Here is a 25,936-nt window from a genome sequence, read left to right as displayed (position 1 = left end):
TTTCTGGAGGGATGGTAATGAAACTGGGCCGCTTATTAACAGCGATGATAACCCCGATGAAATCGAAAGGTGAAATTGACTGGGATAGCGTAGGCACGATGATGGATCACCTGATTGCGACAGGGAGTGAATCGATCGTTATTGCGGGCACTACGGGAGAATCCCCTACCCTGTCAACTGAAGAAAAATTGGAACTATTTCGCTTCGCGGTGAAATATAATCAAGGCAGAGTAAATATTATTGGTGGGACCGGTAGCAATGATACGAAAGGCTCGATAACACTAACGCAAGAAGCTACGAAAACGGGCATTGATGGTGTGATGTTGGTGGCGCCTTATTATAATAAGCCATCGCAAGCCGGAATGGTTCAGCACTTTCGTGCGGTAGCTGAGTCAACCTCACTGCCTGTGATGATTTACAATGTGCCACCACGGACGGGCATAAATATGACCGCAGAGACAATGGCGCGTATCGCTCAGTTGGATAATGTGGTAGCGGTAAAAGAAGCGAGTGGAGATCTGGTACAAGTGACGGAACTAGCCACACTGCTTCCCGAGGGCGTGGAATTGTACTCAGGAGTTGATGAACTTCTCCTTCCTTACTTATCTGCGGGTGCCACGGGCGTAGTAAGTGTCGTCAGCCACCTTGCAGGGAGAGAGATGAATGACATGATGAAGTCTTACTTTACTGGCGATGTAAAGCGAGCAACACAAATTCATCAGCAGTTGCTCCCGCTTGTGCAAGCCGTCTTTATGACGTCCAGTCCGGCCCCACTCAAATATGCTCTTGCGCGCAAAGGGCTCTGCGATGCTCATGTACGTCTTCCTGTCATCCAACTAACGGAAACGGAAGCTGGGCAGATGAATGCGGTTTTAGCACAATCGTAAAGGAAATGATGGTGAGGAAAAAGTCCGATGAACCATCGGGCTTTTTCCTCTATTATGATCGAGCTTTCCGCCCTTTTACACTATACGTATCCATTTTTGTTATTCCTGCTTGCAACTCCAATTTCTATTCGTGTATAATACATGTAAGTGACTTGTGCGGTTTCGGGTATTATAAAAAATGAAACACTGAAAGGGGATACACTTTTGAGTCGAAACAACTCGCGAGGCAAATGTACGATTTTTGCACTCGGTGGGTTGGATGAAATCGGGAAAAATATGTACGTCATCCAGTACGATAACGATATTGTCGTAGTGGACTCGGGGTTGATGTTTCCGGAAGATGAGATGCTAGGCATTGATGTTGTCATTCCGGATATTTCGTACCTCGTAGAGAACAAAGATAAAGTACGCGGGATTATTATTACACATGGGCATGAGGATCATATTGGAGGCTTGCCGTATATCTTGCGTCAGCTAAATGTACCTATCTATGCAACAAAGCTGACCATGGGACTTATTGAGCACAAATTACGGGAAGCGCATCTGCTAAATGAGACAAAGAGAATTTTGATTTCTTCCTCGTCGGAGGTTCGTCTTGGCTCAATGACTGCTACTTATTTCAAAACGAACCATAGCATTCCGGATTCTGTCGGAGTTTGCTTAGACACACCAGATGGTTTGGTGGTCCACACCGGTGACTTTAAGTTTGATATGAATCCGGTCAATGGGCAAGAAGCAGAACTTCATAAAATGGCAGAAATCGGGAAGAAGAATGTCTTGGCTCTCCTCTCTGATAGCACCAACGCAGAGAAACCTGGATTTACAGGGTCGGAGAAGGGAGTCGGAGAAGCGATTCACGATGTCTTCCAAAAATCGAAACAACGGATCATTGTTGCTACCTTTGCTTCCAATGTTCATCGCATTCAACAAGTGGTAGATGCTACTGTGGCCTCTGGTCGTAAGCTGGCTGTTATGGGGCGCAGTATGGTAAATGTGACGAACATCAGTACGGAACTAGGGTATCTCGATGTTCCAGATGGACTCATCATTGATCCTGATGAAATTGGTCGTCTACCGGCTCATAAGGTAGCGGTCATCTCGACGGGTAGTCAAGGAGAACCGATGTCAGCGCTGACACGAATGGCGCATGGCTCTCATCGCAAGATTGATATTGTACCTGGCGATACGGTAATCTTGGCCTCTCACCCCATTCCAGGGAACGAGAAGTTTGTAGCCAAAGTGGTAGATCAACTGTTCCGTGCAGGAGCAGAAGTGATCTACAACCCAGGAGCACAACAGCAAGTTCACGTTTCCGGGCATGGTTCGCAAGAAGATCTCAAACTCATGCTCAATTTAATCAAACCCAAGTATTTTATCCCGATTCATGGTGAGTACCGCATGTTGCGGGCTCACGGCCAACTTGCCGAATCTGTTGGTATACGTCCTGAGAATGTCTTTATTTGTGATAATGGTGATACAGTTGAATTCGTCAATGGACGCGCGCGTTATGGTCCCAAAGTGGGAACAGGCAATGTCCTCATTGATGGTTTGGGTGTCGGCGATGTAGGAAATATCGTCCTTCGCGACCGTAAACTGTTATCGCAAGATGGAATTTTGGTCGTGGTGGTCACGTTAAGTAAGCAAAATGGAACCGTCTTATCGGGTCCGGACATCATCTCCCGTGGTTTTGTCTATGTAAGAGAGTCCGAGAAACTCTTGGATGAAGCCAACCGCATTGTCACCCAAACGCTGGAGCGATGTGTCCGTGATCAAGTAAGTGAATGGTCGTCTCTCAAGACGAGCATCCGTGATTCCTTAAGTCGCTTCTTATACGACCGCACGCGCCGTCGTCCGATGATCTTGCCGATCATCATGGAAGTGTAAGAAAGTAGGAAGCCGTCTTCTCATTATAGAGAAGGCGGCTTTATACATATATAGGGAATTTATGGGAGTTTGGATATTCTCTGCTCCTATTCGTAAACACGGTCTGTTATTGAGGACTTCGCTCGCTACGTTTACCTATGAAAACGACCGTCTATACTAAGCAAGAGAATGAAGTGAGGTCCGTATGCTAGAATGAAAGGATAAGCACATTGAAGAGATTTGAATGGGAGCAACCAAAAAGGAGAGCATAAGCATGTCATTGGTGACCACCTTAGAAGAAATCCAACGACGAAGCGCGAATCCCTCTACCTATAACAAAGGGGTTCACTATTATGAAGCGGGTAGAATCAATCGGCTCCAATCCATCTTGAATGAACAAGGATATGAAGCGACTGTAGTTGGACAAAACGAAGATTCATACCTTGTGAACATTTACTGTGGTAAAGAAGGAAAATTACAGGATGCTACCTGTTCTTGTCCTGCTGCAGCTTCTTACTTTGGCTTTTGTAAGCATATTGTGGCAGTTCTGATCCACCTCTTTGAATACACCGTTGTAAACAATGGTCGTTTGACAGGGATAGGAGGGTTACCACCTTGGGTGAAGGAAGGGCACCGGAGGCGAGCAGAAAGCATGATGGAGCACTTCTTAGTTGAGAGCCCTGCCATCGAAGAGAAGGGGAATAGGAGCGAGAACGAAAGGGATAAAGAAGAGTTACACGCCTATTATGAACTCATCCTACAGATGCCAAACCGGAGTCGATTGATGGATCGCCATTTATCTTTGCAAATGCGGATCGGTCCGAAGCGTCTCTATGTTGTGAAGGATATACGTCAGTTTCTTTCTTCTTTCCAATCCAGAGAAGAGTTACCATTTACCAAAACGTTTACATATTATCCGTCTCAGCAGTTTTTTAACGACACGGATCGTGAGATGTTGCGCTTTTTATATGAGCTGGTGCGAGAAGAGTCCCTTTATAAACAACTATTAGTATCTGGTTGGTACGACGAACAGTTGGATAAGCGTTCGTTACTTATTCCCCCGCAACGAATCGAAGAGTTTTTAACCCTTCTACCGGAAGGGCACTATGAGTTGACGGATGAGTTTGATGATGCCCCCTACACACATCTGGTTCGAAGTAGTGATGAAGTTCCTTTTTCTTTTTCACTAACGGAAGAGAATGACTTGTTTGTGATGCAGAATGAACATGATGAAGAGATGGTTCGTTTAACGGATGAGGGATTATGTTTCCGGGCAGGAGAGCTATTTACCTTGACGCAAAATCAACAGAGATATTTGCTTCCTTTTTCTCAGGAAATGGATGAACTACCAGAAGGGAAGCTGTATATTTTACCTGAACAAATCGAGGAGTTTGCTTCGACGGTCTTGCCGGTCTTACAAAAGGAAGATTGCTTAACAATCGATGAAAGTGTCTCGAAAAAAATTGTACAATATCCGCTCCATGTGGATGTCTTCCTGGATCGTACGGAAGAAATTGATGAAAATGAACGGTTGACTGCCAAAATTCATTATCAATATGGGGAAGAGGTGTTGGACCCTTTTGTAAAGCAGGAGGAGCAAGATGAAGAGGAAAGAATCTTGATCCGTGATACAGCCAAAGAACAGACGGTTATGAACATATTTGAACAGGCGGGGTTCCACTTCAATGGAAATGAATTGTATCTAGAAGGGGAAGAAGAGCTGTTTGCTTTTCTCTACGATTACTTGCCACAACTAGAGAAGCAGGCTGAAATTTACTCAACAGAGCGTGTAGAAGCCATTTCTTTGGATGAGCCAGAGGCACTGGCTCCTGCAATTGAGCTGGATCGGGGCATGAATTGGCTGGAGATTCAGTTTGACCTCCCAGATATTGAGGAGCAAGATTGGAATAACCTCACCCGCGCTTTACGCGAAAAGAAGAAGTACTACCGTCTGCCGACGGGTGAGTTTGTCGCACTGGAGAACGAAGGCTTTCAGTTGGTACACCAGCTCATGCAAGAGGGGGATCAACCATTTATTGAGGGGCAGATGATGAAATTGCCTGCTCTGCGTGCTATGCAAGTAAACGAGATGGCTCAGGAACAAGGGGTGGATGTGAAGAGAGGGAGCCGTTTTCGCCGCTTGGTGCGGGATATCAAAGATCCAGAAAACTTGGCTTTTGAACCTCCTGCCTCCGTTGCGCCTATTTTACGTGACTACCAGCGGTTCGGCTATGAATGGATGAAGACACTGGCTCACTATCGCTTGGGTGGGATACTAGCGGATGATATGGGATTGGGAAAAACCTTGCAAGCTCTGTCTTTTATCCTCTCTGAACGAGAGCAGAACCTGGAGAAAGAAGGAACTTCTTCTCTTCCACCGGCACTAGTGGTAGCTCCGGCTTCCCTAATCTATAACTGGGAGGATGAGTGTCGCCGCTTTGCCCCTCATCTGCAGGCTGTGGTTGTTGCGGGTACCGTGTCTGAACGCCAAACGTTGCTGAGTGAGATGGAAGAAGTGGATGTGGTGATTACCTCCTATCCACTGTTACGGCGGGATATTGAATGGTACGCACAACGGGAGTTTCAGACCCTCATTCTAGACGAAGCACAATCCTTTAAAAACCGACAATCACAAACAGCTCAAGCAGTGAAACGGTTACATGCGGGGACGCGCTTTGCACTTAGTGGAACACCGATTGAGAATAAAATTGAAGAGCTGGCTTCGATTTTTGAAGTGATTCTTCCGGGGATCTTTCCGAGTCAGCGCCGCTTTCGTGAATTATCTACCGAACAAATTGCCAAACGGGTTCGCCCCTTTATCTTGCGTCGCATGAAGCAAGAAGTGTTGACCGAGCTTCCCGATAAGATAGAGACCAATCAAGTATCCGAGCTAACTAGTGAGCAAAAGGCGATCTATGTAGATACACTAGGGAAAATTCAAGCGGATGCAGTACAAGCGCTGCGTACGGAAGGCTTTCAGAAGAGCCGTATGAAAATCCTAGCTGGCCTTACTCGCTTACGGCAAATTTGCTGTCACCCTTCGCTCTATTTAGAGAACTATACCAAGGGTGCGGGGAAGTTTGAGCAGTTAGCAGAGTTGGTGGAAGAGTTACTACTCAACCGGCGGAGGGTGCTCATTTTTTCTCAGTTTACCAGTATGCTGGCCCTGATTCAGAATCTCCTTAAAGCAAAAGAGGTTCCCTACCATTATCTTGACGGCCAGACTCCGAGTAAAAATCGTTTGGAGATGGTTAATCGCTTTAATCAAGGAGAGAAGGATATCTTCTTGATTTCCCTCAAGGCAGGAGGAACAGGGCTCAATCTAACCGGTGCGGACACGGTTATCCTTTATGACTTATGGTGGAACCCTGCTGTAGAGCAACAAGCGGCCGATCGTGCCCACCGCTTTGGACAAAAGAAGACGGTACAAGTAATCAAGATGATCGCTCGCGGAACGATTGAAGAGAAGATCCATGAGTTGCAGCAAAAAAAGAAAGCGTTATTTGATCAAGTGATTCAACCTGGTGAACAAATGATTACTTCTCTGGGTGAAGAAGATATCCGGGAGATACTTAGTATTTAGCATTAGAAGATATTGATATGAGAAGAACCCTCCGTTGTCCCTCCTAGCTTGAATGGAGGGGCAACGGAGGGTGAAAAAAGAATAATCTATCGAGACGGAGTTAAGGAGAATATCAGGTATTTATGTTTCTGACCCCTTCCAGGTAATAAAACCTGATGGTTCAAAAAATGGCCTTTCTCCATACTCTTTATAGCGATCTTTAATGGCCAGCATAACATCTTCTTCCTTCATCTTTAGTGGAGGGAAGTCTGTATCAATAATATGAAAGAGCAGAACCCATTTAGGCAATGCGTGCAATAAAAGAGGAAGGAAGTCCTCAATGGGAGTGGGAGTACCATACCAAAAGCTTTCTGGCCAGAAATGCGATCGGTATAATTGCTCTAGTGCATCCATCTTACCTCGTAAATTAAAAGAACAAGAGAGCCACGTTGATCTACATAGTTATCAGGTGTGCTCTCAACCATTTGATGGTGTACAGTAGGGGACGAGTATTTATCTAGCAATTCGGGGAACAACTTTATCGTCTCAAATGTGACATCTCCGTAATCACCACTCCATTTGAATATGCGAGGCTCTTGTGAATAGAGATGACCTCCCCATCTCACCTTCTCTTCCTCTAATGATTGTAATTTTGGAATATACGGTACACATATATCTAAATAAGCTTCCAAGGCAGTCCCTCTCTTCCTTCACTCACTTGTTCATCATTATAAATCAAAGCGCCCCCAAAGAGGTATTAAGCTAGTGATAGAGCCCTCTCTATCCCTCGCGCGCGCTCAGTAAAAAACTTCTCTATTTGTTTAGCGACAAAGAGGGAATGAACGGCTCGCCCAGCTGCTCCTCCGGGGAGCTGATAACTTACACTGTCGGTCACCATAACACCGTCTTTTACTGGAGAGAAAGTGTGTTTATGATGCCAGAAAGCGAAGGGACCAGCCAGCTGTTGATCGATGAAGGATTCGTATTCTGTGACGTGACTGACCACGCTTGTCCAGGTAACCCGAACTCCAGGCAGTGGACGCATCTGAATAGAAAAGAGCATCCCGGGGTGAACGCGTGATCCATGGGGGAATTACAACCGAAGTTTGTGAGATGCAGGGGAGACGACTTTAATATTACGGATATCGGTAAAGAAATCCCACGTTTCTTCCATAGAAAGTGGGAGAATCATCGTACGCTTGACATGGTGCATAGGAGGCCTCCTTTTTTATTATTGTAAATTATAGAAACTAAAATGGTGATCTCCTTTTGACTTGACGTCTAGGAGTGATGGTTAAGGCACCTAGTTCTTTCTCTTATCCTTTACCCCCTTCTTCGTTCTATTAAAGCTAACCATAAGCATGATTGGAGGATAGGAGAACAATTTCTCCTTGAGAGACTCTGAGCCGTGCAGGCAACGATAGGAGATACCGCCTGCCCGTCAACCGCGTTGCGAGAGAACCTGGTACTCTCATGTAGTCTGTTTTTATCTGGGGCATTGTAACCTACATAGACCATGTGTGTTTTCAAAAAAGCTCTTATCAAATCAACAGACGCCCGAAAACGTATTAAAATCCGAATCTTTTCCGTCTAAAAGAGAAGACTTCCTCCTTTTGTATGCCAGTCCCCTCCAGTGGTGCATACTAATGAGCGTTAAAGGAGGGTATAACATGGGAAACCAAGGAAATGACCAACAGAACGACAAACAGCAAGAAGAACAAAAAGAAGAACAAAATGAAGGACAAAATGAAGAACGTAAAACGGTGATGGATGCGATAGAAAAGTTGGGGCAGACCAATGTCCCAAAGGCAGAATCCAATATTCATTGTTTAACTGTCGTAGGCCAGATCGAGGGCCACCTTCTGATGCCATCGCAAAATAAAACCACCAAATATGAGCACGTCATTCCTCAGTTGATTGCAGCTGAGCAAAACCCCAAGATTGAAGGAATGGCGGTGATTTTAAATACAGTAGGTGGGGATGTGGAAGCAGGATTAGCGATTGCAGAAATGATCTCAACCATGAGCAAACCGACTGTGTCACTGGTACTGGGTGGCGGGCATAGCATTGGGGTTCCGATCGCGGTAGCTGCGGATGTTTCCTTCATTGCGGAGTCGGCCACCATGATCATCCACCCTGTGCGGTTGACGGGTTTGGTGATCGGTGTTCCGCAAACCTTTGAATATCTAGAAAAAATGCAAGACCGGGTGGTTCGTTTCGTCGAAACACACTCGAATGTGGATGAAAAAACGTTCCGTAAACTGATGTTCCAGACAGGAGACTTGGCTCGCGATATCGGGACGAACCTGATTGGAGAAGATGCTGTTAAGTACGGCCTTATCGATCGCGTAGGCGGACTGGGTCATGCCTTACAGGAATTGAATCGCCTCGTGCAGGAGCGCAGACCGGCGCAAGAGGTGATCCAATGATTCATTACACCGTCATTCCTCATGAGCTAATCTTTATGGACCCGGAACGACCTGTTCCTGAAACCAAAGAGGTGGTTGTAGATGGGATCACGATGGAAGTATCGATGAATGCCGCCGGAGAGGCGCAAATCGTGCGCCTCCTTTCGTCCGACCCCGCTCACTATCTACATCCTCGTCTTCAGCCAGGAAGCCCGCTCCATATGATTCCGACAATCTAGGGTTGGGAAGTGGGGATACAGATCGAAGCAGTATGGGGAGAGTTTCCATGCTATAATGAGGCTAGAGACGAGCACGTAAAGAAGGTGAAAAGCTCTATGCCTAAGAAAAAGAGAAAACAGAAGAAACAGGAGACTTTACAGCGAGCGATTCGTTTTGAAATTTATGGGATTGCCCTTTTCACCCTATCCTTGATTGCGATGGCGCGCTTAGGCGCTGTGGGGCGATCACTCAGCTATCTGTCACGTTTTATCGTGGGAACCTTTGATTTCCTCATTCCGCTGATGGGGATGGTGGTTGCTGGGTACATTATGTATAAGCGCTCCTGGCCACAGAAATGGTCTGCACGCTGGACGGGGGTATTATTAATCTTACTGGCTCTTTTGATATGGAACCACATGAATACCTTTGAACAGCTCAGAGCGAGTGGCGAAGAAGGTACGGTGTTACGGGTGACGTGGGATAAGATACTAGAAGAACAACATTCACGTTTGCCCACGGATATTGGCGGAGGGTTGATAGGAGCACTAGGATATGCTCTCTTTCTTTATCTCTTTTCTCATACGGGGACTCCCTTTGCCATTGTCGCTTTGCTGTTAGTGGGGATCTTGCTAACCATTCGTCTCTCCTTTGTCAACTTGTTTCAGGCAATGCGGAAGGGAAGCATGGAACAGCTTCGTACATGGAATACCACGGTGAGTCAACGCTGGCGCGAGTACCGGAGCAAAGAAAAGCAACCACCAGTCCAGCCAGAAAAGGCGGATGCCCCAGCCATGCCACCGAAACGGGTGAACTCATCATCAGAACGGCCCGTGATTCATGACTTTGCTGACCGTGAACTGGAGCAGAAGGGAAGAGCAGAGCAACTTTCGCTTTCGCTGGATGGAGAGAATAGCTCTGCTAAGAAGGAGTCCATAAAAGACGGGGAGCTGGATTTGAAATTGTCTCCAGACAAAGCTTCGCCGGATGCGGCTTCTTATCGTCTGCCTGCCTATAACCTTTTGCAGAAGCCAGCGAGACAAGGGCGAGGACGCGAGCGCAAAGATATGACGGCCAACGCCAAAAAATTAGAAGAGACCTTAGAAAGCTTTGGAGTGAAAGCCGAAGTTACACAAATTCATCGTGGACCGACGGTTACACGCTACGAAGTCCAACCACATACCGGGGTAAAAGTGAGTCGGATTGTTAATTTGGCTGACGATATTGCTTTGGCTCTGGCTGCGAAAGACATTCGGATTGAAGCGCCTATCCCAGGAAAAGCGGCCGTGGGGATTGAAGTGCCTAATCAGGAAGTGTCTATCGTTGGCCTACGCGATGTACTGGAGAGTTCGCAATATCATGAGGCCAAATCCAAGTTGAGTATTGCCCTGGGGCGGGACATTTCTGGGGAAGCTATCGTAGCTGATTTAGCAAGGATGCCTCACGTTTTAGTGGCTGGGGCGACCGGTTCAGGTAAAAGTGTCTGTATCAATGGGATTATCACCAGTCTTCTCTACAAGGCAAAGCCACAAGAAGTAAAGTTGATGATGATTGATCCGAAGCGAGTGGAATTGAACGTCTATAATGGGATTCCTCATTTATTGGCACCTGTTGTGACAGACGCGCGTAAGGCGGCTATCGCTCTTAAAAAAGTAGTAGCAGAAATGGAAAAGCGCTACGAATTATTCGCCCAATCGGGTGCACGTGAGATTGAGCGATACAACCAGATGGTACGGGAGAGCGGAGAAGAGGGAGTCTCCCCCTTGCCCTATATCGTTGTTATCGTAGATGAGTTGGCTGACTTGATGATTGTGGCTCCGCAGGATGTGGAAGATGCCATCAGTCGATTGGCACAAATGGCTAGAGCGGCAGGCATTCACCTAATCTTAGCCACGCAACGTCCTTCGGTTGATGTCATTACAGGAGTGATAAAGGCAAACATTCCTTCGCGGATCGCTTTTGCTGTCTCTTCTCAAGTGGATTCACGCACCATTTTGGATGGCAATGGGGCAGAAAAATTACTCGGTCAAGGAGATCTTCTCTATCTGCCTGTGGGTTCTTCCAAACCGACGCGTATTCAGGGGGTATTTGTCTCCGATCAAGAGGTAGAGAAAATCGTTCATTATGTAAAAGATCAACAAGAAGCTAGTTACCAACAAGAGATGATCCCAGATCAAGAAGAGCCTACGTTAGATCAAAATGCAGATGATGAACTTTATCCACGTGCTGTTCAACTGGTGGTGGAATCGAAAGCGGCATCTGCTTCCCTGTTGCAAAGACGCTTGCGGGTAGGCTATACACGTGCCGCGCGCTTAATTGACATGATGGAAAATCGCGGGGTTGTGGGTCCGTATGAAGGAAGTAAGCCACGCGAGGTATTGATCTCGCAAGAACAATGGCATTCACAGCAAAATATTTCTGTGTGACAAAGTTTTATTAAAAAACGTGGCACAAGAGAAATGGGTATGGTATAAATGTGTTGGGACAGCTTTCATTCTTTCCGTAATTAGTAGAACGCAATAGACAATAAAGATATGCTTCGGAAAGGTAAAAAGGGATCACAGCCTTTACATTGTCGTCTAAATGAGTCGATCAGGTCCCATTACTTTTGAAAAGGGGTAATTTGAGTGAAGAAAAAGAGCTGGCTGTTATTGATGTTGTGTGCCATGTTGGTACTGAGCGCATGTGGAACCTCCGGTGGAGGAGAAGAAGGTACAGATAGCAAGAGTGAAGGAGACCTCAAATTGGGTCTGGTTACAGATACGGGCGGGATCAATGACGAATCCTTTAACCAGACTTCTTGGGAAGGCATGAAAAAGGCGCAAGCGGATCTTGGAGCAGAAGTGAAATACTTAGAGTCTAAGCAAGATGCGGATTACATCCCGAACTTGACCAAGCTGGTCCGTGATGACTACTCTCTTACTTGGGGCATTGGATTTAAATTTCAAGAAGCCATGGTCGATGTTGCGAATCAATTCCCAGATGCGAAATTAGGGATTGTGGATTCCAACTTAGGTGGAGAGATTCCGGATAATGTGGTAGCGGTTACATTTAAAGAGCATGAAGGTTCGTTCTTGATGGGGGTTATCGCAGGGGCAACTACGAAAACAGATAAGGTTGGCTTTGTCGGAGGCATTACTTCACCTTTGATTGAGAAATTTGAAGTGGGCTTCCGTGCAGGTGTTCATGCTGTAAACCCAGATGCTGAAGTAGAAGTTGCTTACGCAGAAAGCTTTACCGATACGGCAAAAGGACGTTCCCTCGCGAACGGGATGTATAACAACGATGTGGATATCATTTATCATGCCTCTGGTGGTGTAGGTAAAGGGATATTCAGTGAAGTGAAAGAGCGTGAGCAAGGGAAGTATTGGGCGATCGGTGTGGATATGGATCAATCCGGTCTGGCTCCAAGCCATACCTTAAGCTCCATGATTAAGAAAGTAGATGTGGCGGTTTACGATGTGGCTGAAGACCTTAATGAAGGCAACTTTAAAGGCGGAGAAGAAGTTGTGCTCGGATTGAAAGAAGACGGAGTGGGCATTGCACCTACCAGTAGCACCAATACTTCTGCTGAGGTTCTGAAAAAGGTAGAAGATTTCCGTACGAAGATCATTGATGGAGAAATTGAAGTTCCATCCACCAAAGACGAACTTGAAACTTTCAAGAAGTAACGAAGAGCATATTGATTTCACAGGGGGCTAGCGTTAGCTGGCCTCCTTACCTGCTACAAGGAAAGGGGGAGCCACAATATGAATGTAGTGGAGATGAAAGGCATTACCAAACGTTTTAATGGATTCGTCGCCAATGACTCCATCGACTTGACTGTAAAAAAGGGAGAAATTCACGCCTTATTGGGTGAGAATGGGGCAGGGAAATCGACCTTAATGAATGTTCTATTTGGTTTGTATCAACCCGATGAGGGGGAGATTCATCTTAAAGAGGAGCTCGCTACCATAAGTGGTCCCAATGATGCCAACAAGTATGGGATCGGGATGGTTCATCAGCATTTTATGTTAGTTGAACCGTTTACCGTAACAGAAAATATTATGTTGGGTGCGGAGAAGAAGAAAGGGCTGTTTATCGATCGCGCTCAAGCTGAAAAAGAAGTACAAGCCCTTTCCGATAAATATGGATTACAAGTGGACCCGAAAGCCAAAATAAGAGATATCTCGGTAGGCATGCAACAGCGAGTGGAGATTTTAAAAACCTTGTATCGTGGTGCGGATGTGTTGATTTTTGATGAGCCCACAGCGGTTTTGGGACCAAAAGAAGTAGAAGAACTTCTTACCATTATGAAAAACTTAGTGCAAGAAGGAAAGACGATTATCTTTATTACTCATAAGCTGAAAGAAATTATGAGCGTGTGTGATACGGTTACGGTGATTCGTCGCGGGCGCGTCATTGACTCCTTGACGGTGACGGAAACCGACGAGAATGAACTGGCGACGAAGATGGTGGGTCGTGAAGTAACCTTCTCAGTGGATAAGGAGAAAAGAGAGGCGCAAGAGACGGTATTAAAAGTGGAAAACTTAGTGGTAAATGATCATCGCGGTTTACGTGCCGTCGATGAGTTGAATTTAGAGGTGCGAGCCGGTGAAATCGTAGGGATTGCTGGCGTGGATGGAAACGGTCAATCCGAGTTGATTGAAGCGATTACTGGGCTCAGAAAAGTGGAAGCAGGTAGGGTCCGGTTAAAAGAGGAGGAGCTTACGGGAGCAACTCCACGGACGATCGATCGCGCAGGTGTGGGCCATATCCCAGAAGACCGTCATAAACGTGGATTGGTGCTCGACTTTTCCATTGGTGAGAATATGGTCTTAAAAACATACAATCAATCACCTTTTGCTCGTGGGATGACCATGAAGTATCCTGAGGTATTTAAATATGCTAAAAAGCTGATTGAAGAGTTTGATGTACGGACACAAAACGAGCATACTCCTGCACGTGCCCTTTCGGGAGGGAACCAACAGAAAGGTATTATCGCTCGTGAAGTGGATCAGGACCCAGACCTATTGATTGCCGCCCAACCTACACGTGGGCTGGATGTGGGTGCAATTGAATTTATTCATAAGCGGTTAATTGAACAACGGGACAAAGGAAAAGCTGTCTTGTTGATATCAATGGAATTGGACGAAGTGCGGAATTTGAGCGACCGCATTGCTGTTATATATGAAGGCAAGATCGTGGGTTGGGTGGATCCAGAAACAGCAACCGAAGAGGAATTGGGTCTACTCATGTCCTCAGGGAAACAGGAACAGGAGGTGTAGGCATAAATGCAATCCATTATGAAGATTAACCGGCAATCTCCCCTCGTTCTTTCCCTGGTATCCATCATATTGGGACTGGTGGTTGGAGCGATCTTTATGTTGATCGCTGGGTACAACCCGCTGGTGGCGTATGCAGAACTTTTCCGCTCGGCTTTCTTAGAACCCTATGATATGGGAGAAACACTAAGGCAAGTAACCCCTTTGATCCTTACTGGACTGGCTGTTGCCCTTGCCTTTCGTACAGGCTTGTTTAACATCGGGGTGGAAGGTCAATTGATCGTCGGCTCACTAGCGGCGGTGATTGTAGGAACCCAACTCTCCCTTCCTCCAGGGATTCATGCGGCAGTGGCTATTTTGGCAGGGGCACTCGCAGGAGCATTATGGGCTTTTATTCCTGGGTATTTGAAGGCGAAGAGGGGAGTTCATGAGGTGGTGACGACCATCATGATGAACTTTATTGCACTTAACTTAGCCAATGTGGCCATTCGTGAATGGTTGTCTGAAGGAGCAGATAAAACGGATCGAATTGCGGATTCTGCTTCGATTCGAATGGACTGGTTGTCGGCATTGTTTGGTAACTCCCGTATTAATTTTGGTATCTTCTTGGCACTCATCGTAGCCTTTCTTCTGTATTACTTGTTGTGGCGGACAACCTTTGGTTATGAAATGCGCGCCGTGGGATACAATCGACATGCGGCTGAATATGCAGGCATGAATGTTAATCGTAACATCGTGATGTCTATGATGATTTCCGGAGGTTTTGCGGGGATTGCTGGGGCGACAGAAATCTTGGGAACCTTCGAGTATATGGCGATTGCTGATGGCTTTACTGGGCTTGGCTTTGATGGGATCGCAGTGGCGCTCTTGGGTGCCAATACCGTTATCGGGACAGTACTGTCGGCAGGCTTGTTTGGTATATTGACGTACGGTGGCGGTGCCATGCAGTTTGATCCTGGCGTCCCGTTTGAAGTGATTCGAGTTGTATTTGCTGCCATCATTTATTTTGTAGCTGCCAATATTTCTAAGCTCCTCATGGATGCATTTGGCTCAAAGAAGCGAGGTGAGAAAGATGCTTGATGTTTTATCCAACATTCTGCAATCCATGGTCATTTACGCCACTCCTTTGATTTTGACGGCTATTGGTGGCTTGTACTCGGAGCGTTCCGGTGTGGTAAACATCGGTCTAGAAGGAATGATGATCATTGGTGCCTTTACGGCGGCAGTTACCACTCACTACACAGGTAGCCCGTGGTTAGGGTTATTATTTTCCCTGTTTGCCGGAATTGTGATTGCTATTCCTCATGCAGTCGCTTCCATCACGTTGAGAGCGGATCAGGTTGTGAGCGGGGTAGCCATTAACTTTCTCGCCTTAGGAATAGCGGTTTACTTGGTTAAGCATTTATTTAATTCTGGTCAGACCCCAACGGTTACTGTGTTGGATAAGATTGCTATTCCAGTCTTGAAGGATATTCCTGTCATAGGGCCTGCTTTCTTTAATATGTATCCGACGTCCTACCTAGCCATTATCGTCGTGATCGTTACTTATTTCCTTCTCTACAACACCGCCTTTGGCATGAGACTGCGGGCTGTGGGGGAACATCCGCATGCGGCAGAGACGAGTGGTGTAAGTGTAATCAAAATGCGCTATGTGGCTGTGTTAATCAGTGGTTCATTAGCAGCCCTTGGTGGGGCGGGATTATCGATTGCTATTGGGAACGAATTTAGTGCGACCACGATCGCTGGACAAGGCTTTATCGCTCTGGCAGCACTTATCTTTGGGAAGTGGCATCCACTGGGTGCATTTGCAGCGGCCAGCTTCTTTGGATTGACGGTTGCTCTTGCTTTGGTGGGGCAACTACAAGGACTCACTGATTATGTCCCTAGTGGCGTACTCAATATGACTCCGTATATATTAACCATCCTGGCTTTGGCAGGATTTGTCGGTCGTGCGGAAGCGCCATCCGCATTAGGCAAACCGTTTGAAAAAGGAACCCGCTAGAAAAAAAGAGTGCACCTCCTATGTCCAATGGAGGTGCACTCTTTTTTCAAGGGTTTAAGAGATGAAAAAAATGGTGTAAAATCACGAGCAAGGAGGGATATAATAGTAGTGAAGTCGATCTTGTCTAGAATCCCCTATTAAAAAATGGAAGGTGAGGTGTTGGCATGACGATTGCACCATTTGAAACAATCTCCATGGGAAACTACCGTTTGCACATTTCATCATCAGATAAATTTAAAACAAATGTGGTTATCGCAATGATTCAGCAACAACTGTCTCCGGATACGGTTACACAAACCGCGTTACTCCCCAATGTATTGGAGCGAGGAACAAAATCTTATCCGACGACGGTGGAGCTAAAGCGGAAGTTAGAGTCCCTATATGGAGCCGTTCTTTACTCAGGTGCGTTCAAACGTGGAGAGCGCCATATTCTGCAGTTAGGGATGGAGCTGGCCAACGAAACGTATTTACCCGATCAAGTAAACTTACTCGAACAGGGAATTGCTTTCCTAGGTGAACTATTATTTCAGCCAGCAACAGAGAACGAGGGCTTTTTACCCGCATATGTTGAAGCGGAGAAGAAAAATTTAAAGCAGCGGATAGAGGCACTCAAGGATGATAAGATTCGTTATGCGTCACAACGGGCGACAGAGGAGATGTGCAAAGAAGAGCCATTTGCTCTTTCCAGTCTGGGTCGCATGGAAGACCTTTCTACAATTGATGCCCGATCCCTGTATACATATTATCAGGATATGTTGGCCACACAGCCCCTCGATATTTATGTGATGGGCAACGTTTCTGCCGAACAGGTGGAAAAACTACTCAAGCTTCACTTCCCAACTCCTGGCACAGAGCGAATGGAGGATCCTGTTCGTGTAGGAGCAACAAAGCAACAGGTGGGTGAGATTCGCGAAGTAGTCGAGCGAATGGATGTGAAGCAAGGAAAGCTAAATCTTGGATGTCGAACACATTTGACTATGGCAGATGACGATTATATCCCTCTGCTTGTCTACAATGGCATTTTCGGAGGGTTTCCTCACTCCAAGTTATTTATCAATGTGAGGGAAAAAGCGAGCCTTGCTTATTACGCTTCTTCGCGACTGGAAAGTCACAAGGGCATCATGATGATTCAAGCCGGAATTGAAGTGGAGAATTATGAGCAGACGGTGGATATCATCAAAAAGCAACTGGAAGCCATGAGGCAAGGAGAAATCTCTGACATGGAATTGGGGCAGACGAAGGCGATGCTATCCAATCAGATGCGGGCCCGTCAAGACCGTGCGGTTGAACTGATCGATTATGAATATCACCACGTGCTCAGTGGCCGGAAACGCTCTTTGGAAGAGACGCTTCAAGCCATTGAAGCTGTGCAAGTAGAAGACGTACGCCGTGTCGCGCAAAAAGTGGAGTTGGACACGATTTACTTTTTACGGGATGCTGAGGAGGGAAAAACGAATGGAGCCACTTAGAGACGAACAATTACAAGAGACGTATTATCGTGAACAGCTTTCCAATGGATTAACGGTGGTTCTGCTTCCGCGCCCGGACTATGTGAAGACCTATGCCATTTTTACGACGAACTATGGCTCGATCGACAATCATTTTCGCCTCCCAGGAGAGGAAGAGAACCAGGTCCCCGATGGGATTGCTCACTTTCTCGAGCATAAGATGTTTGAAGAGAAAGAGGGAGATGTCTTTCAACAGTTCTCGCAACAAGGGGCTTCTGCCAACGCTTTTACCGCTTTTAATCGCACCTCCTATCTTTTCTCCTGTACGGAAAATGTCGATCAAAACTTGAATACATTGCTCAATTTCGTGCAGAGTCTCTACTTGACTGACGAAAATGTAGAGAAAGAGAAGGGGATTATCGGGCAAGAAATTCGAATGTACGAAGATAATCCCGATTGGCAAGCTTATTTCGGGTTAATCGGTTCCCTCTATCGCGAACATCCCGTACGTATAGATATTGCGGGTACCATTGAGTCGATCTCTCGCATCGACAAAGAAGTACTGACGACTTGTCATGAGACTTTTTATCACCCTAGCAACATGATTCTCTTTGTAGTGGGACCGATGGACCCTGAAAAAACAATGCAATTGGTTCGTCAAAACCAAGAGAAAAAGCCGTTTCACGATCGTCCGAACATTGAGCGATTTTTCCCTACAGAGCCTCAGCAAGTAGCCAATAAGCGTCACGAAATAAACCTAAACGTAGGAATTTCCAAATGTACCTTCGGCTTTAAAGAACAGCAATTAGGAGCAAAAGGAGATGACTATCTCAAACAACAGTTGTCTACTGACTTGATGTTGGAGTCCATCTTCGGAAGTGGCTCTGACTTTTATCAGTCCCTCTATGATGAAGGTTTGATCGATGAGCAATTTGGCGGAGGCTATACCCTGGAAAGGGGCTTTGGCTTTTCTGCCATCGGTGGTGATACCTCCAATCCCGATCGCTTGCTGGAACGTGTTCAAAAAGAGCTTCCGCGTCGTATAGAGCAGGGGATCTCTGAAGCGGAATTTGAGCGTTTGCGCAAGAAAGAGATGGGGCGCATGGTCAAAGCTTTCAACTCTCCTGAGTGGGTAGCCAATAACTTTACGGGACTTTGGCTCAATGGTAGCAGTCTGTTGCGTTATCTACCGGTATTAGAAGCGATGAGCGTAGAAGATATTAATCGTCGTTTCCGCGAACACCTTCATGAAAAAAGTTTCGCAGCTTCTATTATTAAACCGATGTAGCGTAGGGCCCGTTATCATAAAGTAAAGGAATCTTCCCGTCCTTTGACTTGTGAATAAGAGGAATGCAATTTACGATTATGGCTGTGGGTACTCATGAGGGGGCTCACAGCCTTTTTTATGGAAGTCTCTATCTAGGTTCTTTGGATAGGAAGTTTCCATGGTGTGACTCCTGCGCTGGATGGAAGCAGATTGTATGGGATTTTCAAGTTCTCTCGTGGCGTGGTTGATGGGCGGCGGCATCTCCCTTCGTGCCATGATCCACGGCTCATGAGCTTTCACCCGCAGGGAATCTCTTGGAGTGGCAGTGATAACGTTTTCGGACAGCCGAAAAAAGATACCTGGCTATTTACAACAACACTATGAGAGTATTAGATATATTTTGTATCGTTGCTTCAATACATAGACATGGAGTAGATTATTTGGGATTCTATAACGGTTTACACTCTTCGAGGGTGATGAACTTATAACAGTAGTTCAATACATACATAGGAGGTATATTCATGCAAAAAAATAAGCGGCAAGTCGCCTTTATTTCCGGAGGAAGTCGTGGAATTGGTAGCGCCACGGCAAAAAGGTTGGCTCAGATGGGAATAGATGTAGCCGTGGGTTACCTCCACGCTGAGAAAGAAGCACATGAAACCGTACAAAGCTGTTCCACTTATGGAGTTCGGGCGATACCCGTTCAAATGGATGTACGATCGAGAGGCGCGGTAGAAGAGGGCTTGCAAGTTGTCCGTTGGGAATTAGGAGAAGCTCCTTCCATACTCGTACATAGTGCAGGCGTTGCTCAGATGGGACTGGTCCAAGATATGACCGATACGGATTTTGATCAAATGATGGATGTTCATGTGCGGGGGGCATTGTACCTGATTCAAGCGGTGATGGAGGAGATGATTAGGAGGCGGGATGGACGGATTATATTGCTCTCCTCCATCTGGTCGGAAGCGGGTGGTGCCGGCGAAGTACTGTATGCGACCGCGAAGGGGGCCATTAATGGGCTGGTGCGTTCTCTGGCAAAAGAACTGGCCCCTTCTCAAATCACCGTCAATGGAGTAGCTCCGGGCGCGATTGAGACGGATATGGTAACTGATGTTCTGACACAGGCAGAACAGGTCGCGCTCGCAGAAGAGATTCCGCTTGGTCGTTTGGGGCATTCTGAAGAAATCGCTTCTCTCATCGGATACTTGTGTGAAGAAAAAGCGCGTTACCTAACCGGGCAAATCTTGCACATGAATGGTGGATGGTATTGTTAGTTCGCTGTATAGAAAGTTGCCTTGAAGGACATATTACCCTTAGAAAGCAGGAATGGAGGAATCCGCTTACCTTACGTCGGACCATTCTTGATGAATACAAGGGGGAAAGAACATGTCTGTTTTAGATAACTTTCAGCAGTGGAAAAGCTTCTTGAATGAGCGTTTGGATCAGGCAGAAAATCTAGGCGTCGATCAACAGACGATTAGCAACATGGCTTATCAACTGGGTGATTACTTAGCCAAAGGAGTAGATCCTAAAAACCACCAGGAGCGTGTGTTAAAAGAACTGTGGGATGTGGCTTCAGATGAGGAGCAACATACCATCGCCAACCTAATGGTGAAATTGGTGAAGCACTAATCGTCGTTCGCGAAAAAAAGAGTGTTGAGGGAGTGATCATCCTTCACACTCTTTTTGTATTCCATAAATAAAGGTCTGATAGGTATTTATAAAATTTATTGCCTGAAAATTACTGCAAAAGAGAGGGTGGCGTTTCTTATAAGGCGTACTTTCGGGGATTTTAGACGGTTTTCTGGTCAGAAGGGTTCGCTTATTGACTTACATATGCTATACTATTATATAAATATACTACGTCTATTACTTGAAAGGTGTGACTTTCTTGGGCGGACACGACTGGTATTTAGAGTACCACATTCATAAAAACCGCCCCGGTCTTTTGGGGGACATTGCTTCAATACTAGGCATGCTGTCCATTAACATCTTGACCATTAATGGAGTGGAAAATCAACGTCGTGGAATGTTACTGCGAACGGATGACCGTGAGAAGGTTCATGCTTTGAAACAGATTCTGAACCGTATCGATAATATTACGATTACGGCAATGCGACCTCCCACGTTGATTGACCGCATGGCTGTGCGCCATGGTCGTTATCTCGATCGCTGCTTAGAAGATAAGCGTACCTACCGATTTACGCGTGATGAATTGGGTCTGTTGGTTGACTTTTTGGCGGAGATTTTTCAGAAAAAAGGGCATCAACTGATCGGTGTACGCGGAATGCCACGTGTGGGGAAGACCGAATCTATCGTTGCTTCCAGCGTGTGTGCCAATAAACGATGGACTTTTGTCTCATCAACCCTGTTACGTCAAACGATAAGAAGTCAACTAGCGGAAGATGAAATGGTACCTGGCAATGTATACATCATTGATGGAATTGTGTCCACACTTCGCTCGACAGAACGGCATCATATGCTGATGCGTGAGATTATCCGGATGGATGCAACCAAGGTGATTGAACACCCAGATATTTTCGTCCGAGAGACAGAATATGAGTTGGATGATTTTGATTATTTTATTGAATTACGTAATCATCCAGATGAAGAAATTACTTATGATCTTTTGGATTCAGGATTTTCTGCTTTTGATATCAGTTAAGCACACTACAAGATAGACGAATGAGATTGAATGAATAAATTCAGGGGGTGCGACTGATGGCCGGAATTGGTATTCAGTTGAAACAAGCTAGAGAGTCAATGGGACTCACCATGAATGATGTGCAAAGGATGACCAAAATTCATATCGAATATTTGCAAGCATTGGAGGAAGATCAATTTCACTTGCTTCCCAGTCCTTTCTATGTGCGGGCATTTCTTCGTTCCTATGCACATAGTTTGGGGTTGGATGCAGAGCCATTTTTGAATCGTTATGATAAAATGAACAATGGACAAGCAGAAACAGGTCCAGAAAAAGAAGTTTCTCGAGGTGAGGGTAGCTTTAACACAAGCAGGCAAGAGGAGCAAGCGCTACCACCACGGACAAGTTCTCAAGATACGAAGCGTATGCGACCAGCTACCCCTCCATCTACACCACCGGCAAAGGAGTCTCCACGAACGTTGTCGCGCAGTAAGCGTCATCCCGTTGTTAAGGATTCAGATATGGCTCCACAAGGGACAGAGCAGGAGAAGCCAAGCTCCCCGCGTTCACAAACAACGCGTAGTAATCCAACGATCGAGCAATCCAGAGTTGCCATTGAGAAAACAAGGGTTGCCACCGGAAATACCAACACACCTACTTCATCGCTTGCCTCCCGAAATACAGGGAAGCAAACAGCTGTGGAGCAAGGGAGTGGCACGTCTTCTCGTTCAGTTCATCCTGCCTTAGCTATGATGAATAGCAAGAAGAAGGGCAAACTGAATAAAGGCGTAATCGGTGCCATCGTGGCAGGAATTCTCCTTGTTCCTGTAGGGATTATGTTCGCGCTCAGCGGAGGAGAGGATGAAGCGCAACCGAAGGAAGAGAAAACGGTTCAAGCGGATAAAGCATCTGATTCTGATTCGACGGTTACGGCTAGCGCAGAGGAGTCGACGACATCAACATTGCAAATGGGTGAGAGCGGGGAATCGGACGCTGAGGGTCAACTCTACGAACTAAGTGGAGAGAAAGAAATTATTGTAAGTGTGCAGAACCAAGGCTCGGGCGCGGTAACAATTAAGTATGGAGACAAGATCAATGAGTCAGATGAGAACTTGGATCTGGACCTCGGGAAGAAGATTGAGTTTAAAAAAGAAGACTTTGTATGGTTCCGTATATCCAATCCATCCGATACCAAAATACTCGTGAATGGACATGAAATTGAAACGTTAGCCAATGAATTGCCGAAGAGCTATCGCATTAAACTAGTCAAGGAATAATGATTGTCGAGGGAGGTGGGCCGGGTGTCAGATGAAATCGGTCTCCGGCTCAAGCGAGCACGAGAGGCCATGGGGCTATCAGTGGAAGAGGTAGCAGATCAAACACGTATTCAACCATCAGAGCTTTCATTAATTGAAGAAGGACGATTCGAAGAACTGCCCAGTCCATTTTATGCTCGTTCTTATTTACGCTCATATGCTAACGCGGTGGGAGTGGAGCCACAAACCATTCTACGGCAGTACCGAATCAGCGAGCAACAGCGCTTGCGTGGTGCAGAAGGAGGAGCTCCCTCTGCGGGCAAATCGCGTGCCAGTAGAGTGAAAAGAAATCAACGTCGTATGGAGGAGCCCAGTGCTCGTGATAGTGAGTCGCTACAACCAAAAGGAAGACCTTACAACGAAGAGGTAAAAGAGGCACCTTCCTCACATGCTCCTCCATCAACGCCGATGCAAGAGGAAAAGCAAGAGTCTCGGTCACGTCTCACACGTTCATCAGAGCGAGAATCCAGTGCAAGAGCAAACCTGGAGAAATCGCCGAGCAATCCTCCTACCCAATCGCATGACCGCGTAGAGGAAGAAGGGACGTTGTCACGTCGTGAGACACAGGCAACGCGTCGTGTGCAGATGCCAAGAGATCTACCTAAGCCGGAAGAAGTGGGGTTGCCTTCGCGTTCGCGCACGGAAGAAAAAGCAGAACCTCAGGAGTTATCCCGAAGCTCACGCATGGCTCCGGATTCGACTGGCCAGGAGAATTTACAGCGCTCACGAACGAAACAAGAGGTGGCTTCTACGAGAGAAGAGCCTTTAAAGAAGGAAGAGTCGATCAGTCCTCCTGAGCGAACCTTATCGCGAACAGCTGCACAAAAGGCTGTTTCTGATGGTGGGCGTGTTTCTCGCTCACGCATGCAGAGAGAGGATGGGGAACGTGATTCCTCCTCAGCAACCAAACCCTGGTGGAAGTCTGCTTTTAACATTCTGCTTATCGCAGGAGTGGCTCTCTTCGTGATTGCTGCTATCTTTGTAGCGACACAAGTGTTGGGAAATGAGGAGACACCTGATCCAGCGGATTCTCCATCCTCTAGCGAGCAGGGTGAATCAGGCGGATCAAGTGAAGATGGCACAGGAGAGGCTGATTCGTCAGGAGATTCCTCTGGGCAAGGGGACCTCACGAAGATCGATGCTGGAGAAGGAAAGCCAGATGTCTACGAATTATCGGGAACCAACCAAATGGAAATCGAATTGAAAGCAGAGCAGAAAGTCTGGATTCAATTCCGCAAATATGAAGAATTGGCTAGTGGTGAGGATGGATTCGAGGGTGTTTTAAAGGATCTCGAACTTCCAGATGGAGAAACCTTTAAATATACGCTACCAGAGGATTTAGACGAGGTTTGGATTGAGTTTGGTAATACAGCTGGAATTAGCACCATTAAAGTAAATGGGCATGAATTGGAACTATCATCTAATGAAGCAGAAAAGAAATTGAACATTAAACTACTCCGCTAAAAAGCTCCCGTTCGCGGGAGCTTTTTTGACATAAAAGCGAACCGTAAGGTATACTGAAGTGAACTGAAGCTATTTTCTAGAGACTACGTTCTTGTATTTCCATTTCTTTCGCTGATTGCTTTCATCTTGGGAGATGAGATTTATGTTACAGAGAACAAAGAACTTTCATAGCCAACGTGAGCGGAAGGGTCTTCGCTCCGAAGGACCGGAACAAGAGAAGGAGCAAGCAAGCAACCTTACACGTTCTCAAAGAGAACAACAACGAAAGCAGAAAAAGAACGAAGGCGGCTTTGTGACTTCATTGTATACGTCTTTCCTTTCGTTTGTTCGAAAGCATCGCCTTATCCTGATGATCGTAGGTGGAATCGTACTCCTTTTGGCACTGGGCACTGTGGGTTTCCTTTATGGGAGTCAGACAGAGCAACCGAATGAGTCGGCCGTGGTGGCTGACCAAGAAGAGAACGACGAGGAGACAGATACGAACACGAACGATCAACCGGAGGAGTCATCTTCATCTGAGGGTGGTTCTGCAGGAGTTCAGTTGCAACTAAATGTGCCAGCTGAAAAAAATGATTTCGGTGATGAGTATCTTGTGAAAAACGTAGACAGCATCCAGGTAATGGTGGAAGCGCAAGAGGAAGGAATGGTTCGCTACCGTGCAGGTGGTCCGACAGAAGAGATCACAGAAGAATTGACGATGAAAAAAGGGATGACGAAGACGTTTGAACACGATCAGTGGGTCTCTATTTACTTTGAGAAGCCTGATCAGATGAAATTAGTCGTCAATGGACTATCTATTGATACGAGCGGACAAAAAGAAGCACAAGCGTATCAATTGAAAATAGAGGGGTTAGATGAGCAGGGTGGCGAGTAATAATAGCAGGACTCTCTGCTCGTTTTGACACGTATAAATGAGCTCACGTATACTTGTAATGGATGGACTTTAGTGTTGTGGAGGAAATGAATATGGTGAAGTTCTGCGAAGGGGGGCTCTTCGTGTGAATCTGGCCAATCGAATTACGTTAGCGCGAATTTTTCTTGTCCCCGTTGTGATGTTTTTTCTTCTTGTTAGCTATGATTTCGGTCAGATTTACATAGGCAAGGAAACGGTTTCAGTCAATGAAATCATAGCTGCACTCATCTTTATTGTGGCAGCGGCGACCGATGGTCTAGATGGATATATAGCTCGGAAGAGAAAGATGGTTACGAATCTAGGGAAGTTTCTAGATCCGCTTGCTGATAAGCTTCTCATCACAGCCGCTTTGATTTCATTGGTGGAAATGCAACGCCTAGATGCTTGGATAGCGATCGTGATTATCAGCCGTGAGTTTGCTGTTACGGGTTTACGCCTGGTGGCGGCGGCAGAGGGAGAAGTGATTGCTGCCAGCCCGTTAGGGAAAGCGAAGACGATTGTGCAAATTGTGGCGGTAGCTGTCTTGATCTTGGATAACTTCCCGTTTTCTTACTTTGCGCTTCCTTTTACAGAGATCTTTATCTGGCTGGCTGTGATCATTACCATCATCTCTGGTATCGATTATTTCTATAAGAATCGAAGCGTGATGCAGTTTTCGAAATCACAAGAGTAGCGAGAAGGG

General features: G+C 46.2%; 21 protein-coding genes. 19 read left to right on the top strand and 2 right to left on the bottom strand.

Features of this window, described 5'->3' with window-relative positions; all coding sequences use genetic code 11:
* Positions 1–17: 17 nt before the first annotated feature.
* The 3 genes from dapA (at position 18) to AC6RGY_RS06130 (ending at position 6,333) form a co-directional block, all read left to right on the top strand.
* The gene (gene dapA, locus AC6RGY_RS06140; protein ID WP_499860623.1) at positions 18–887 is read left to right on the top strand and encodes a 4-hydroxy-tetrahydrodipicolinate synthase; all 870 of its coding nucleotides are present in this window, start codon (positions 18–20) and stop codon (positions 885–887) included.
* A 204-nt stretch (positions 888–1,091) separates the two neighbouring features.
* Entirely contained in the window at positions 1,092–2,771 is a 1,680-nt protein-coding gene (locus AC6RGY_RS06135; protein WP_499860619.1) for a ribonuclease J, read from the top strand.
* A gap of 253 nt (positions 2,772–3,024) precedes the next feature.
* On the top strand, positions 3,025–6,333 hold the full coding sequence (locus tag AC6RGY_RS06130; RefSeq protein ID WP_499860617.1) for a DEAD/DEAH box helicase: 3,309 nt from the start codon (positions 3,025–3,027) through the stop codon (positions 6,331–6,333).
* A gap of 120 nt (positions 6,334–6,453) precedes the next feature.
* On the opposite strand, the gene AC6RGY_RS06125 is transcribed toward AC6RGY_RS06130, so the two are convergent.
* Together AC6RGY_RS06125 and AC6RGY_RS06120 are read right to left on the bottom strand one after the other, a co-directional pair.
* Complete coding sequence (locus AC6RGY_RS06125; RefSeq protein ID WP_499860615.1) at positions 6,454–6,726, bottom strand: hypothetical protein; 273 nt, start codon at positions 6,724–6,726, stop codon at positions 6,454–6,456.
* Positions 6,727–7,069: 343 nt separating this feature from the next.
* Entirely contained in the window at positions 7,070–7,375 is a 306-nt protein-coding gene (locus tag AC6RGY_RS06120) for an SRPBCC family protein (RefSeq protein ID WP_499860611.1), read from the bottom strand.
* A gap of 607 nt (positions 7,376–7,982) precedes the next feature.
* Here AC6RGY_RS06120 and AC6RGY_RS06115 point away from each other — a divergent pair.
* The 16 genes from AC6RGY_RS06115 to pgsA all read left to right on the top strand — a co-directional run bounded on the left by AC6RGY_RS06115 (position 7,983) and on the right by pgsA (position 25,927).
* Positions 7,983–8,741: a ClpP family protease gene (locus AC6RGY_RS06115; protein ID WP_499860607.1), complete on the top strand. Its 759-nt coding sequence runs from the start codon at positions 7,983–7,985 to the stop codon at positions 8,739–8,741.
* Positions 8,738–8,959 carry a YlzJ-like family protein gene (locus tag AC6RGY_RS06110; RefSeq protein WP_499860604.1) on the top strand — a complete coding sequence of 74 codons (222 nt, stop codon included), beginning with the start codon at positions 8,738–8,740 and terminating at the stop codon, positions 8,957–8,959. The genes AC6RGY_RS06115 and AC6RGY_RS06110 overlap by 4 nt, the downstream gene beginning before the upstream one ends.
* 96 nt (positions 8,960–9,055) lie before the next feature.
* Entirely contained in the window at positions 9,056–11,362 is a 2,307-nt protein-coding gene (locus AC6RGY_RS06105) for a DNA translocase FtsK (RefSeq protein WP_499860601.1), read from the top strand.
* A gap of 201 nt (positions 11,363–11,563) precedes the next feature.
* Positions 11,564–12,607 carry a BMP family lipoprotein gene (locus tag AC6RGY_RS06100; protein ID WP_499860599.1) on the top strand — a complete coding sequence of 348 codons (1,044 nt, stop codon included), beginning with the start codon at positions 11,564–11,566 and terminating at the stop codon, positions 12,605–12,607.
* A gap of 78 nt (positions 12,608–12,685) precedes the next feature.
* The gene (locus AC6RGY_RS06095; protein ID WP_499860596.1) at positions 12,686–14,203 is read left to right on the top strand and encodes an ABC transporter ATP-binding protein; all 1,518 of its coding nucleotides are present in this window, start codon (positions 12,686–12,688) and stop codon (positions 14,201–14,203) included.
* Positions 14,204–14,209: 6 nt separating this feature from the next.
* Positions 14,210–15,280 carry an ABC transporter permease gene (locus AC6RGY_RS06090; RefSeq protein ID WP_499860593.1) on the top strand — a complete coding sequence of 357 codons (1,071 nt, stop codon included), beginning with the start codon at positions 14,210–14,212 and terminating at the stop codon, positions 15,278–15,280.
* Positions 15,273–16,202: an ABC transporter permease gene (locus tag AC6RGY_RS06085; RefSeq protein WP_499860592.1), complete on the top strand. Its 930-nt coding sequence runs from the start codon at positions 15,273–15,275 to the stop codon at positions 16,200–16,202. The genes AC6RGY_RS06090 and AC6RGY_RS06085 overlap by 8 nt, the downstream gene beginning before the upstream one ends.
* Positions 16,203–16,366: 164 nt before the next feature.
* The gene (yfmF, locus tag AC6RGY_RS06080) at positions 16,367–17,671 is read left to right on the top strand and encodes an EF-P 5-aminopentanol modification-associated protein YfmF (protein ID WP_499860590.1); all 1,305 of its coding nucleotides are present in this window, start codon (positions 16,367–16,369) and stop codon (positions 17,669–17,671) included.
* Entirely contained in the window at positions 17,658–18,938 is a 1,281-nt protein-coding gene (gene yfmH / locus AC6RGY_RS06075) for an EF-P 5-aminopentanol modification-associated protein YfmH (protein ID WP_499860589.1), read from the top strand. The genes yfmF and yfmH overlap by 14 nt, the downstream gene beginning before the upstream one ends.
* Positions 18,939–19,438: 500 nt before the next feature.
* Positions 19,439–20,191, top strand: a complete 753-nt coding sequence (gene ymfI, locus AC6RGY_RS06070; protein WP_499860587.1) for an elongation factor P 5-aminopentanone reductase — start codon at positions 19,439–19,441, stop codon at positions 20,189–20,191.
* A gap of 112 nt (positions 20,192–20,303) precedes the next feature.
* Positions 20,304–20,549, top strand: coding sequence for a DUF3243 domain-containing protein (locus AC6RGY_RS06065; RefSeq protein WP_499860585.1), 246 nt, complete (start codon positions 20,304–20,306; stop codon positions 20,547–20,549).
* A gap of 259 nt (positions 20,550–20,808) precedes the next feature.
* Complete coding sequence (locus tag AC6RGY_RS06060) at positions 20,809–21,582, top strand: DUF3388 domain-containing protein (protein ID WP_499860581.1); 774 nt, start codon at positions 20,809–20,811, stop codon at positions 21,580–21,582.
* Positions 21,583–21,638: 56 nt separating this feature from the next.
* A complete protein-coding gene (locus tag AC6RGY_RS06055) occupies positions 21,639–22,838 on the top strand; it encodes a helix-turn-helix domain-containing protein (RefSeq protein WP_499860576.1) in 1,200 nt (399 codons plus the stop codon).
* Positions 22,839–22,862: 24 nt separating this feature from the next.
* Positions 22,863–24,341, top strand: a complete 1,479-nt coding sequence (locus AC6RGY_RS06050; protein WP_499860573.1) for a helix-turn-helix domain-containing protein — start codon at positions 22,863–22,865, stop codon at positions 24,339–24,341.
* Between the two features lie 142 nt (positions 24,342–24,483).
* A complete protein-coding gene (locus tag AC6RGY_RS06045) occupies positions 24,484–25,215 on the top strand; it encodes a hypothetical protein (protein ID WP_499860570.1) in 732 nt (243 codons plus the stop codon).
* A gap of 124 nt (positions 25,216–25,339) precedes the next feature.
* Entirely contained in the window at positions 25,340–25,927 is a 588-nt protein-coding gene (gene pgsA, locus AC6RGY_RS06040) for a CDP-diacylglycerol--glycerol-3-phosphate 3-phosphatidyltransferase (RefSeq protein ID WP_499860566.1), read from the top strand.
* The last annotated feature ends 9 nt before the right edge of the window (positions 25,928–25,936 follow it).

Source organism: Mechercharimyces mesophilus, from assembly GCF_059818345.1.
The sequence above is the reverse complement of the archived record's forward strand: the minus strand, read 5'-3'. Positions and strand labels throughout refer to the sequence as shown.